The 12,288-nt window shown below is 62.7% G+C and carries 15 protein-coding genes; 6 read left to right on the top strand and 9 right to left on the bottom strand.

Annotated elements, in window-relative coordinates; all coding sequences use genetic code 11:
• Positions 1–121: 121 nt before the first annotated feature.
• Positions 122–1,048, bottom strand: a complete 927-nt coding sequence (locus M9890_09100) for a DUF362 domain-containing protein (protein ID MCO5177109.1) — start codon at positions 1,046–1,048, stop codon at positions 122–124.
• Positions 1,049–1,165: 117 nt separating this feature from the next.
• On the opposite strand from M9890_09100, the gene M9890_09095 reads away from it, so the two are divergent.
• The 4 genes from M9890_09095 (at position 1,166) to M9890_09080 (ending at position 4,244) form a co-directional block, all read left to right on the top strand.
• Positions 1,166–1,627 (top strand): redoxin domain-containing protein, encoded by a 462-nt coding sequence (locus tag M9890_09095; protein ID MCO5177108.1) that lies wholly within the window; start codon positions 1,166–1,168, stop codon positions 1,625–1,627.
• A 39-nt stretch (positions 1,628–1,666) separates the two neighbouring features.
• Complete coding sequence (locus M9890_09090; protein MCO5177107.1) at positions 1,667–2,857, top strand: Xaa-Pro peptidase family protein; 1,191 nt, start codon at positions 1,667–1,669, stop codon at positions 2,855–2,857.
• 85 nt (positions 2,858–2,942) lie between these two features.
• Complete coding sequence (locus tag M9890_09085; protein MCO5177106.1) at positions 2,943–3,326, top strand: nuclear transport factor 2 family protein; 384 nt, start codon at positions 2,943–2,945, stop codon at positions 3,324–3,326.
• Positions 3,327–3,407: 81 nt separating this feature from the next.
• Entirely contained in the window at positions 3,408–4,244 is an 837-nt protein-coding gene (locus tag M9890_09080; protein MCO5177105.1) for a class A beta-lactamase-related serine hydrolase, read from the top strand.
• A 10-nt stretch (positions 4,245–4,254) separates the two neighbouring features.
• Here M9890_09080 and nhaA read toward each other — a convergent pair whose 3' ends face one another.
• The 4 genes from nhaA to M9890_09060 form a co-directional block, all read right to left on the bottom strand.
• On the bottom strand, positions 4,255–5,616 hold the full coding sequence (nhaA, locus tag M9890_09075) for a Na+/H+ antiporter NhaA (GenBank protein MCO5177104.1): 1,362 nt from the start codon (positions 5,614–5,616) through the stop codon (positions 4,255–4,257).
• Between the two features lie 405 nt (positions 5,617–6,021).
• A complete protein-coding gene (locus tag M9890_09070; protein MCO5177103.1) occupies positions 6,022–7,509 on the bottom strand; it encodes a hypothetical protein in 1,488 nt (495 codons plus the stop codon).
• Complete coding sequence (locus M9890_09065) at positions 7,502–7,636, bottom strand: hypothetical protein (GenBank protein ID MCO5177102.1); 135 nt, start codon at positions 7,634–7,636, stop codon at positions 7,502–7,504. Before M9890_09065 ends, M9890_09070 begins: the two co-directional genes overlap by 8 nt.
• 60 nt (positions 7,637–7,696) lie before the next feature.
• The gene (locus M9890_09060; GenBank protein MCO5177101.1) at positions 7,697–8,137 is read right to left on the bottom strand and encodes an RNA polymerase sigma factor; all 441 of its coding nucleotides are present in this window, start codon (positions 8,135–8,137) and stop codon (positions 7,697–7,699) included.
• A 219-nt stretch (positions 8,138–8,356) separates the two neighbouring features.
• Here M9890_09060 and M9890_09055 point away from each other — a divergent pair, with 219 nt between their 5' ends.
• Positions 8,357–8,890, top strand: a complete 534-nt coding sequence (locus M9890_09055) for an arsinothricin resistance N-acetyltransferase ArsN1 (protein MCO5177100.1) — start codon at positions 8,357–8,359, stop codon at positions 8,888–8,890.
• An 86-nt stretch (positions 8,891–8,976) separates the two neighbouring features.
• Here M9890_09055 and M9890_09050 read toward each other — a convergent pair whose 3' ends face one another.
• The 4 genes from M9890_09050 to M9890_09035 are packed head-to-tail and all read right to left on the bottom strand — an operon-like array spanning position 8,977 to position 11,590.
• Entirely contained in the window at positions 8,977–9,735 is a 759-nt protein-coding gene (locus tag M9890_09050; GenBank protein MCO5177099.1) for an energy-coupling factor ABC transporter ATP-binding protein, read from the bottom strand.
• Positions 9,722–10,510 carry a cobalt ECF transporter T component CbiQ gene (gene cbiQ / locus M9890_09045; protein MCO5177098.1) on the bottom strand — a complete coding sequence of 263 codons (789 nt, stop codon included), beginning with the start codon at positions 10,508–10,510 and terminating at the stop codon, positions 9,722–9,724. Before cbiQ ends, M9890_09050 begins: the two co-directional genes overlap by 14 nt.
• Positions 10,511–10,526: 16 nt before the next feature.
• On the bottom strand, positions 10,527–10,877 hold the full coding sequence (locus M9890_09040; GenBank protein MCO5177097.1) for a PDGLE domain-containing protein: 351 nt from the start codon (positions 10,875–10,877) through the stop codon (positions 10,527–10,529).
• Positions 10,874–11,590 (bottom strand): energy-coupling factor ABC transporter permease, encoded by a 717-nt coding sequence (locus M9890_09035; protein MCO5177096.1) that lies wholly within the window; start codon positions 11,588–11,590, stop codon positions 10,874–10,876. Before M9890_09035 ends, M9890_09040 begins: the two co-directional genes overlap by 4 nt.
• A 221-nt stretch (positions 11,591–11,811) precedes the next feature.
• On the opposite strand from M9890_09035, the gene M9890_09030 reads away from it, so the two are divergent.
• Complete coding sequence (locus tag M9890_09030) at positions 11,812–12,201, top strand: hypothetical protein (GenBank protein ID MCO5177095.1); 390 nt, start codon at positions 11,812–11,814, stop codon at positions 12,199–12,201.
• The last annotated feature ends 87 nt before the right edge of the window (positions 12,202–12,288 follow it).

Below are 12,288 nucleotides of genomic sequence, written 5' to 3'. Positions count from 1 at the left end.
TTCTGGCTTTTCGCGGGGTTTCTGCGTGCGAACTTACAGCGCCACAATAGAAGGGGTACAGGAAACGGATCATCGCGGGGTTTGTGCCTATCGTCAAGTGGCAAGGCCACATTCCGACCACCTAGTGCGCAGATGTGCGCTGACTGTGTGCCGCCAGTGTCTCGGCGTCCGGCGTCGCGAAGCGCAGCGCCAGCTCCTGCAATGGATCGCCGACGAGGCGAATCTCGTCCAACGCAATCGGCCCGACACCGGCAGCCCGCAAATAGGCGAGGTAGCGCGTATCGATCGGATCAACCCCCATCAATGCACATCCAACAACATCGACGGCCTGCGCATTCCAGCCGACGGCGAGCACGCCCTGCTTCACCGGCTCACCGTCGATCGGATTACCGAGTTGCAGTCCAACGAGCCCGTCGATGATCGCCAGGTCGATCGGCGCGGCGCGGCAGATGTCATAGACCACCTCCGGCACACCGGCCCGGTGGAACGCGCGGCGTGGCCGGCCATACAGCCGATTCGGCGGGACACCGAACATGTTCTTGGCATGGACGGTGTAGAGCCCGTCGGTGTGCGTCTTGACCGGCGTAATCGAGACGAACAGGTCGGCATCGAGGACGACGCTCGGAATCTCCAGCTTCGGGTACCGCAGCCAGTCCGGGACATCGACCGTCTGCGTTGGCTCCAGATTCAGGTCCAGCAGCTCAACACCGTACTCGCCAGCCAGGCGATCGTAACCTGCCGCCGTGAAGCAGCGCGCTGCGTCGACCATGCCCGGTCCGTCGGCGACGACGATGCGTTCGACATCCGGCGCTTCGGACCGCAGCATCTGGATCAATGCCTCGACGACGGCGACATCGCTAACGACGCCGCTCCCGGACTCACGCGGCGCGGTCAGGTTCGGCTTGATCGTGACCAGCCGACCGGCGCGTTCGCCGAGCGTTGGCCCACCGTCTGCGGCAAGCAGGCCGAACGCACGGCGCAGCGCAGACGGCACGTCGAGCTCAGTCTGGACGAGGGCAACTGCTGTATCTGGAGATGTGATCACCATATCTGGACTGCTGCTCCCGTTCATGACTTGACCAGCGACCAGGCCCGACGCACCATAGCCGGTGAGTCAGGCACCGCACGCCTGATCGATCTGATGACTCATTGAAAGGATACGTCCATGAGCGAGCCGATTGCGGAAGGAACCCAGGCACCAGATTTCACACTGAAGGCTAGCGACAACTCGACGGTCACGCTGTCGGATCTGCGCGGCCAGAAGGTGATCCTGGCGTTTTATCCTGCGGCCTTCAGCCCCGGCTGCCAAAACCAGATGGAAGCGTATACAAAGGACGCGGGCGAGTTCGAGTCGCACGGCGCGAAGATCTATGGCATCTCGGTGGACAACGCCTGGTCGCTACGCGCCTGGAAGGAAGCACGCGGGATCTCGATCGAGCTGCTGGCCGACTTTGTTCCACACGGCGCTGTCTCACGCGCCTACGGCGTCTTCAACGAGGAGCCCGGCACCGCCAGCCGCGTGACGTTCGTCATCGACGAGCAGGGCGTCATCCGCGACGTGCAGACCGCCGAGCGCGGCTCGTTCCAGAGCGTCGACGCGCTCTGCAGCGCGCTGGATCACGCCTGATCGCCACGACCCCAGCAGGGATTCGGGAGGACATTGCAGATGGCACACATTCGACTACCCGACAACGAATACATTGAGCGGCGAGCGAAGATCCTCGAGACGATCGGCCAGCGCGGCATGACCGGCCTGGTGCTGTTCAACCCCAACAAGGTCGGCTACTTCAGCCGCTTCACCTTCATCCAGACCGAGCGACCGATGGCCTACGTGCTGACCGCGAACCACTCCGGGCTGCTCATCCCGATGCTCGAACGCGAGCACGCCGAAGAGTACGCGATGGTCGACACCATCCTGCCCTATCCCGAATACCCTGGTGAGCGCCACCCGCTGGAATATCTCAAGGACCTGCTGATCGACATGGGCCTGCAGAACGCCCAGATCGGCGTCGATTCCGACGGCTACGGGCAGGTCTACGGCTATCGCGGGCCGAAGGTCAGCGAGCTGTTGCCAGATGCCACGGTCACCAGTGTGAACGACGACATCGAGTACATGCAGATGCTCAATACCGAGGCTGAGCTGGACCTGATCCGCGAGAGCTGCAAGTGGGGCAACCTCGCCCACCAGTATCTGCAGGAGTTTAGTGAGGTCGGGGTCGGCGAATCCGACATCGCGCTACGTGCATCGCTCAAGGCCAGCCTGGAGATGATGCAAGAACTCGGCTCGGAGTACCGCCCGATGACGATGGGGCTACCGGCCAGCGCCGGATTCCGCGGCCAGGTCGGCAAAGACTCGGCTCTGCCGCACGCCATCTCCAGCAACGTCAAGCTGCAGAAGGGCGACGTTCTGGTGACTGGTGCCGGTGCGGCGGTCTGGGGCTACGGCAGCGAACTGGAACGCACAATGGTCATGGGCGAGCCGAGCAAGGAGCAGGAGACGTACTTCAACCACATGTTCACGCTCCAGACGCTGGCGATGGACGCCATCAAGCCGGGCGTCACCTGCGCCTCGGTCGACCGCGAGGTCATGCGCTACTACCGTGAGCACAACCTGATGGACACCTGGCGACACCACTCCGGCCATGCAAAATCCCAACTGATCCACGAAGCGCCGTTCCTTGACGTCGGCGACGAGCGGATGATCGAAGTCGGCATGGTCTTCACTGTCGAACCGGGCATTTACGTCCCCGGCTTCGGCGGCTTCCGCCACTCCGACACCGTCGCCGTCACCGAGACGGGCATCGAGATGCTGACGTTCTATCCGCGAGATCTGGCAAGCTTGACGATTGCTGTGTGATGTTGTGGACGCAGCTTGGTGATGTGGAAATAAAGTCAGGGCGCGTTCACGATCACCAACACACGACCGAAGGGACGGACCAGCAATGCAGGCAACACCTCCCGTCTCCGTCGAAACGCTTGAAGCGATTGCCGACGCGTTCAACGCGCACGATCTGGACGCTGTGATGGCGTTCTTCGCTGAGGACTCTGTGCTGGAGATGCCGCGCGGGCCACACCCGTGGGGGCAACGGTACGAGGGTGCAGCGGCCGTCCGCGAAGGACTGGCCGGGCGCTTTGCTGGCATGCCCGATGTGCATTACGGTGACGCGAAGCACTGGGTTTGCGGTGATTTCGGTGTCTCCGAGTGGACGCTGACCGGCACAACGACAACTGGCACGCGCATCGAGGTGTGCGGCAGCGACCACTACACCTTCCGGGACGGCAAAGTCATCCGGAAGAACTCCTACTGGAAGATCGTCGAACCCTGACGGATCGCGTGCATAATCTGACGGCGTGCGTTGTGGTGAGGCAACGCACTGCTTTGTGCTGGATGAAGGGAATCACGCGACGTGAGCGACATTGTGGCAGCCGCCCAGACGCTGATTGACGAGTTTGAGGGCGAAGCCGCGTATCTCGCGTACAACATCACAACCGGCGAAGAAGGCGGCTACCGCGCTGACGCCATCATGCCAACCGCCTCAACGATCAAGCTGCTCGTGCTGGCCGAGGTCGCCCGACAGGTCGACGCCGGTCTGATTGAACTCGGTCAGCTGCTGCCGCTGGTGCCGGAGGATCAGACTGGTGGCTCGGGCATTCTCAAGGACCTGTCGCCGGATGTGAAGCTCTCAGTGCGTGACATCGCCACGCTCATGATCGCCCTCTCGGACAACATCGCGACGAACGCGCTCATCCGCCTCTGCGGGCGCGAGCGGATCGAGCAATCCGGCCGCGAGTGGGGCATGACCGCCACGACGCTGAAATCGGGCGACTGGCCGGAGCGCAACGCCCGGCAGTACGCCGCCAGCACCCCGCACGACATCGTGGCGCTGCTGCGCCTGATCGCGACCGACGCGCTCGTCTCGCCGGAGGCGTCGGCGCTCGTGCGCGACATTCTGGTGACGCAGCAGTATCACGACCAGATCGGTCGCTACCTGCCGTTCGGACAGTACGACCGGGCCGGGGCTGTCCACAACGGACAGGTCGTCGTCCGCTCCAAGAGCGGCTTCATGACCGATGGCAACGGCGCGGTGCGCGTCGATGCCGGGATCATTGAGATCGACGGTGAGCAGCGCTACGTCCTGTGTCTGATGACTGAGCGCCACCCGGAACTGGCCTTCAACAGTGAGCACCCGGGCGCGATCCTCAATGGCCACATCTCGCGGATCATCTTCGACGCCTGGAGCTGAGCGACGGGCGCTACGACTCGGCGGGTGTCGGTTGAGTAGCCAAGCGCATGAGCAGGTAGCCGACCGTGCCAGCGATAGCCGACGCAACGAGCACGGCTGCCTTGATCGCCGCGAGGTGCTCTCCGCCGTCGAACGCCAACTCGGCGATGAAGAGTGACATGGTGAAACCGATACCGGCGACCCAGCTTACAGCGTAGATCTGGCGCATCGTCACGCCGTCCGGCAATGGTGCAATACCGAAGCGCACCATGGCCAGCGCGCTCAGCGTGATGCCAACTTGCTTGCCGATTACCAGGCCGATGATGACGCCCAGCCCACTCGGGCTGGTCAACGCTTCACCCAGCCCGGAATCGAGTGGCACACCGGCGTTCGCCAGTGCGAATAGCGGCACGATCAGGAAGGCGACCCACGGGTGCAGCCCATACTCCATCCGCTGCATCGGCGACTGAACGAACTCGGTTGTCGTCTCCAGCTCATGCAGCGCCGATTGATGATCGCGATTGGTCACGACGCTGACACCGGGAGTAGCGGCTGATTCGATGTCGGACAGGAGCGCGCGACCGCGCGCGACGAAATCAAACGTGTCGATCCGCGTCCGGGCCGGGATCGCCATCGCAAGCAGTACGCCGGCAATCGTGGCGTGGACACCCGACTTAAGAAACACCAACCAGAGCACAATGCCGAGCACCGCATACACGATTGGCCGGATGACACCGAGCCAATTGAGGATGAAGGCAGCACACAGCACGACGAATCCGGCGCCGAGGTAGATCCAGGCGACAGTCTCGGTGTAGGCGATGGCAATGACCAGCACGGCGATCAGGTCATCGGCAATCGCCAGCGCGGCGAGGAAGACTTTGAGTCCGTTCGGCACGCGGCTGCCCAGCAGCGCCAGCACGCCCAGCGCGAAGGCGATGTCGGTCGCCATCGGGACACCCCAACCGCGCACAGCTTCGGTTCCGGCATTGAAGGCGAGGAAGATGAGCGCCGGGACGGTAGCGCCGCCGATGGCGGCGGCGATGGGAAACGCTGCCTGCCGCAGCGAGGCAAGCTCGCCAACCAGCACCTCGCGCTTGATCTCCAGCCCGACGACGAAGAAGAAGATCACCATCAGGCCATCATTGATCCAGTGGCTCAGCGTTGCGTCAAGGTGAAAGCGCCCAGCTTCGATCGAAAGCTCGGTCGACCACAGGCGGGCGTAGCTGTCGCTCCAGGGCGAGTTTGCCCAGACGAGCGCGACGACGGTTGCGAGGAAGAGCAGAATACCGCCAGCGGCGGCGGTGCGGCTGAACGTACGAAACGGAGCGAGCATGCGATCGATTCGCGGCGGTTCGGTCGGGCCGTTAGTCAACGACCGGACAGCATCATACATCGACGTTGCGCGCCTCCATCCCTCATGCTCGAACCGACGGGTGGACGTGCCATCACGAAGGCTTCATCTGCGTGGCACCTGGTTTGATTATACGATGAATGGTTCGGGCAGCAGGATCAGCAACTTCACTCACGGGCATTTCCAAAGCGCGAGACATCTCTCACCGGGGTTGGACTGAGTCGAACGGGTGGGAGATCTCTCCTGCGGTTCGAAAATATTCAGGACAAGTGAGTGGTTGTAAGCCAGCCGCTCGACACTGCCATCAATGGCAGACAATTCGATCCGACAGCCACCCCCGTTCTCCTGTCATCTCGAACCGCAGTGAGAGATCTCCCACCCGTTCGACTCAGTCCAACTTCAGAGCGGCAGGTAATCTCAGTCAGTTGCGACCAAGCGGAGCCTTGATCAGTCGGTCGAGGCACGAACGAAGACTGAGATCGGCGCACTGCTGCCATCGGGCATGGTGAACTCGCCGCGGAACTCGTACACCGGCAGGAGCTTGAGCTCGCCGCCGTCGGTCGTCAGGATGGAGCTCAGTTGCACCGACTCGGCGCGGAACTCACCGCCCCCGGCAGACATACCGCCATCGCGCCAGTAGCCACCGCCGTGCGTCACGGAATCCCAGGCTCGCTCGACGCTGATGACATCAACCGGTGCTTCCTGATTGACGGTGAGCCAGTAGCCACGCGCCTCGGCCGGCGTGCCGTCGCGGTGCAGCATGAGGCTGACGCCGAGCGGATAGCCAACGCCGATGGACGGCATATTTGCCATCGGGAACTGCACTTGCCAAAGCTCGCCGAAGTCGTCGACTATCGGCGCACCGAGCGTCTCAGTCGGGTAGTCGAGGGCCGCCAGCCAGCGCTGCGCGGCGTCAACGATCTCACCTTCGGTCAGCTCTGCTCCTTCACCGGCTGCGCTGCTGGAGATCTGGAAGACGCCCGAATCAGGTCGCCAGTAGAGCGTGCCACCGCCGGGCGTTCCGGCGAACACCTCCATGCGCCCCGACTCGTTCGTTGAGTACACATCATCGGTCGACATGCCGGCGCGCTCGGCCATGCTCTGGCAGAACGCGACCGGGTCTTCGCTCGGAGGAGCCAGGTAGTAGATCACCGATGTGGCTGCGACTACCGCCGGTGCCGCGTCTATGACGTAAGTGACATCAGCACTTGGGCCGCTGCCGCCACCGTCAGCAGCCGGTACCGGGCCCTGCTCGATCGTCGACGGGTCGATGCTCGGGACAACTGCCAGCTGAGTCGCCGCAGTCGGAGTGCTCGGCTCGGTTGCGGGAGTCGTCGCGGTAGCTTCTGTGCTGCTTGTGCTGGCTGGTGCGGCTGCCGTGACGGTCGGCGCGGTGGTGGACTCAGTCGCGGTCTCGACCTTCGCCGTCTCGGCCGGTTCGGTGGCCGACGCCACAGTCGCCTGCATCGTCTGGAACGCCGCCTCGGCACTCGTCGCCTGCGTCGCAGAGCTGATCGCCTGCATCGTCGCGATGCTCGTCGCCTGCATCAGACGCGCCGTGGTTGTGGGCGTCGATGGCCGGTCGTCGTCCTGCACGAACACGAGGAACCCGGCTACGAGCGCCACAGCAACTACCGCTGCGACCGAACCGTAGATCGGGAAATGGCGAACAACATCCGGGAAGCGTCGTTTCGAGGGCTTAGGTGCGACCGGCGCAGGTACCTGCCGGGCAAGATCAAGCTTCAAGCGCTCGCGGAAGGCGGGGTCGGGCAGGTCACGCGGCAGGTCGTTATGCAGCCGCGCGGCCAATGCCACCAGCGGCGCGAGCTGCGCATCACCGGTTGACGGTGTGCCGCCGCTGGCGATCGCCTCTATGGCAGCGTCAAGCCGCTCCGCCTGATCCGGATCGAACGGCAACGGATGCTGATCAGACATAGTCACGCTCGATCGTGCCACGCAGCGCGACCAGCGCTCGATGGACGAGCTGTTTGACAGCGCCTTCGGAGCGACCCATCAGGTCACCGATCTCGCGGTTCTTCAGCCCGTGCGAGAACTTCAGCACCAGCACACGCTGCTGATCAGGTGGAAGGCGCTGATCATTCGGCCAGGCTCATCAGCCTGCTCAGACCGCCCAGACGCGGTCGACCGGATCATCATCCAGTTCTTCATAACTACTGAACACGGTGACGTCCTCAACCGGCACCTCGCGGCCACTCGTTCGACCGCGACGATTGATGATGTTTCCGGCAATGCGAAACAGCCATGCGCCAAAGGGCAGCCCGCGCCATTCGTAACCGGGAAGCGCCTGCAGCGCCTGCTGGAATGTCTGGGCCGTGATGTCCTCCGCTTCGTGATGGGTTCCAACACGTCGGTACGCATACCGGTAAATCCGGTCTACATATCGTTCGTAGAGCGCACCGAACTCCCGCGGGTCACGCTTTGCAGCAGCGACCAACGCTCCTTCGAGCTCTAATTCCGAGACGTCTGCCGCATTCGCTGACTCCAGCGACTGCGACTGGCGCATCCCGATCTGCTGAGCGTCCGGGTCGTCGTTTCCGGTCAACTCCCGGGCGTACCCTTCACGAGGCCACAATCCATCACTGGGCTGGGGGTTACACACCCGCCAGCCTGTCTAACATTGCCGGTTCACAGGCACGTCGTCTTCATTCAACGACACAAACCTGAATCTCAGGTGAACACGCCGTGGACGACACCCGATACCGTATCATCGTCGATAGATCACTGCGCGATACAACCAACGAATCAGGAGACACCACCGCACATGTCGGACGTCGACAGCACCAGTTCGCAGGTCACTATCCGCCCGGCAACACGCGACGACGCAGCCGCCATCGCCGAGATCTACAACCAGGGCATTCTCGGTCGCATGGCGACGTTCGAGACGACGCCGCGGACGCCTGATGATATCCGGGGTTCTCTCGAATCGAGCGCCGGTCGCTACCCGTATCTGGTAGCAACCATCGACGATCAGGTCGCCGGATGGGCTAGCGTCTCAGCCTACCGCCCACGCGAATGCTACGCCGGTATCGGCGAATTCTCGATCTACATCCACGCCGACCACCGCGGCAAGGGTGTTGGCAAGGTGCTGCTGCCGGCACTGATCGCTGCCGCCGAAGCAGCCGGATTCTGGAAGCTGCTGTCGCGCGTGTTCCTGTTCAACACTGGCAGCCGGAAGCTCTGCGCGGCCTGTGGCTTTCGCGAGGTCGGGATCTACGAGAAGCACGCGCAACTGGATGGCAAATGGCTCGATGTCGTCATCATCGAGCACCTGATCCCAGCGAACCAACTCGAGTAACCCGCTCACCATTCTGCGAGCAGTTGCATAGCAACGGAGAGTTGTCGCCTCACGACGAGGGCAGCGCGAGCACGATCGTTGGGGCTTTACGGCAGCTCCAGGCCGTATTGGTCCAGCAATGCTTCGTCGGAGATGACCTCGCTTGTCGGCGCGTCGACGACGATGCGACCGTCCTGCATGATAACGGCGCGGTCGAACAGGTCGCGGACGAGGCGCATGTCGTGCGTGGATGCGATCAGCGTCTGCGGCAGGGCACGCAACAGCTCAATCAGGCTCTTGCGGGCGCGCGGGTCGAGGCCCGCCGAAGGTTCGTCGAGGACGAGGATGCGCGGGTCCATCGCCAGCACCGTCGCGACGCTTATGCGCTTACGCTGCCCAAGCGAGAGGTGGTGCGGCATGCGCTCCTCGAAGCCGACCATGTCAACCGCCGCCAGCGCGGCGACCACGCGACGACGAATCTCGTCCTTCGCAAGCCCCATGTAGAGCGGGCCATAGGCGATGTCGTCGAAGACGGTCGGCGAGAAGAGCTGGTCGTCCGGGTTCTGAAACACGAATCCGACGAGCGCTCTGATTTGCCGAACAGACGATTCGTCGAGTGGAATGCCGGTGATTTCGATGCTGCCCTGGCCGGTCAGGACGCCATTCAGATGCATCAGCAACGTCGATTTGCCGGCCCCGTTCGGACCCATCAGAGCCACGCGCTCGCCTTCGTGGATCGTCAGACTAACGCTGCGCAGCGCCTCAAACCCGTTGGGGTAGGTGTAGCTAAGGTTGGTGACATCTATAGCGCGACCGGTGGATGGACCGTTGACCCGCTCGGCGATGTCAGTCTTAGAGTCGAGCAACGAGTACCAGCCCTCCGAGTGCAATGAACGCTATCGCGCCAAGTATCCGATCGGTACGGCTGAGCGACGACTCCTCAATGAACCGCACGGTGCCATCGTAGCCCCGCGCCAGCATCGCCGCATAGATCCGCTCGCTGCGCGAAAAGCTGTGGATAAATAGCGTGCCGACCATTGTGCCAAGAACGCGCGCACGCCAGGCGATCGTCCCGCCGCCTCTCACGTCCGGCATCAGCGCGCTGCGAGACTCGCGGGCGCGCATCATCCGCTGGCCCTCCCCGCCGATGACGAAGAGATAGCGATACATGAAGAAGACGGTCGAGGCGAGTATGCGCGGCACATGCAGCCGCTCCAGCGCACGGATCAGATCGAGTGGACGAGTTGTGGAGGTCAGCACAACGGCCATCAGCACAGCCAGCCATGACTTCAGCAGGATGCTGGCGACGGCGATCAGACCGGTGTCAGAGATCGTCCAACCCAGCACCGGCAGGGTCGCAACTGTGTCACCGGCGCGGGTGAAGATAAGCGGCACCGCAGCCAGAACGAACGGCAGCGCCAGCAGAGAGCGGCGCAATACCAGCCAGAGCGGCAGCCTGCTGATCGCGATCGCCACCGCTACAAACAGCGCGAAGGCGACGAACGCGCGCCAGCGCCCTTCCGGAATCGCCGTCACGGCAAACGCGAAGGCGACAACAACGAGCAACTTGACGCGCGCATCGGTGCGGTACAGCAGGCCCTCACCGTGGTGAAAACGCTCGCCTGGGAGAAATGCGGTCAATGCAGATCGATCCCACTCATCCCGGCGGTGCGGATGTCGTTGTGTCAGTCGTGTGGGTCTGCTCGGCGCGCGACGCCGCCAGACGCTTGAGCCCGAATCCGACGGCCAGGCCAATCACCGCGACGATCAGGACGCCGATGATGCCGGACAGAATCGTCGCCACGCGCTCGTTGTCGATCCCCGGCACAGCGTAATCGGGGATGATCTCAAACGATGGGCCTTGGGCGTGATGCAGAAAGTCCTTATCCTCCGCGACGCGCTCCAGCCCATCCGGGCTGCCCGATGCGAACGGGCTGAACAATGTGATGATCAGCGCCAGGCCAACACCGGAAGCGATGAGCGCGATCCAGCCTTTGCGTGCGGTCATGAGGCACTCTCCCCGGAATAGCCGGAACTCGATAGTTTCTGTGTCACAGCGCTCGTCGCCGAGCGCAGCAGGTCGGGCCGTGCCGACAGGACCAGGCCGACCGCGCCGGCAGTGATCAATCCCTCACCGATGCCGATCAGAACGTGGACGCCGAGCATGGCCGGCAGGACGACGCTCCACGGCGAGGTGTCGGAGATCGCCAGTTGGGCCGAGGTCATCAACGCAGCCAGCATGACCGAGATCCACGCCGCTGCGAACGAGCCGACCAGCATACTGGCGCGGGTTCCGCGCAAGACACTGACGACTGTTCGATAGATCGCATAGCCGGTGAACGCTGTCAGGATGCCCATGTTGAAGATGTTGGCACCGAGCGCAGCGAGACCGCCATCCTGAAAGATCAACGCCTGCACGCCGATGACGGTCGTCATAATCAGGACTGCTGCCCACGGACCGACGAGGATGGCTGCCAGCGCCCCACCGAGCATGTGCCCGCTGGTACCACCGGCAACCGGGAAGTTCATCATCTGGGCGGCGAAGATGAACGCCGCCAGCACACCCATCAGCGGAGCCGTGCTCTCCTTGAGGTGTCGGTTCGTCTGACGCACCGCAGCGCCAATGATGATCGCCGTGATGACGTACATCACCGTCGCAACCGGCACGCTGAGGAATCCGTCCGGAATGTGCATATATATCGGGAGCAACGGTATCGTCATCAGGCACTCCAGGAGTCAAGCAATACGAGGCGCAACCACTCGCAGATGCAACTATTCGCATTTGGATCGATGCTACGTCCAGTAATGCGGGTCGTCAAGGGCGGAGATTTCACGAGACAGGCTGCTGACTCATTGGGATTGACAACTCGCGAAGACGCTCATATATTTACATTAGACTGATCGGTCTAGTCTTCAGCACATTTCATTGAGGAGCAGCAACCATGCGAGTGCCGAAGGATCAGGTGGATATCAGGCTCGAAATCCCCGGCGCGGTCATCCGTCAGCAAACCGGATTCGGCCAGATCAGCGGCTACGATGCGATCAGTGGTGAATATTTCAGCCTTGCAGCCGGAGTTGACACAACTCCGCTCTTCAAAGGGCTGGAGGGTGATCTGTGTCAATGTCCGCATTGGGGCTACGTGCTACAGGGGCGCATCACAACGACCAGCGCAGACGGCATTCAGGAGACCGTGCAGACCAATGATCTCTTCTACTGGCCGCCGGGTCACAATGTGCGCGTCGACGCAGACGCCGAGATCATCATGTTCAGCCCGCAGCACGAACACAGCGCCGTCATCGACCACATGATAGAGAAGGTACGCGGGACGTAGAATGTTGCCAGTGTGGCGACACTGGCGATGGATCCGCCGACACCACCCAGCGCGGGGATGTGTCGGCGCGAGCGAGTAATGCGATGC

Source organism: Thermomicrobiales bacterium, assembly GCA_023954495.1.
GTDB lineage: Bacteria > Chloroflexota > Chloroflexia > Thermomicrobiales > CFX8 > JAMLIA01.
The sequence above is the reverse complement of the archived record's forward strand: the minus strand, read 5'-3'. Positions and strand labels throughout refer to the sequence as shown.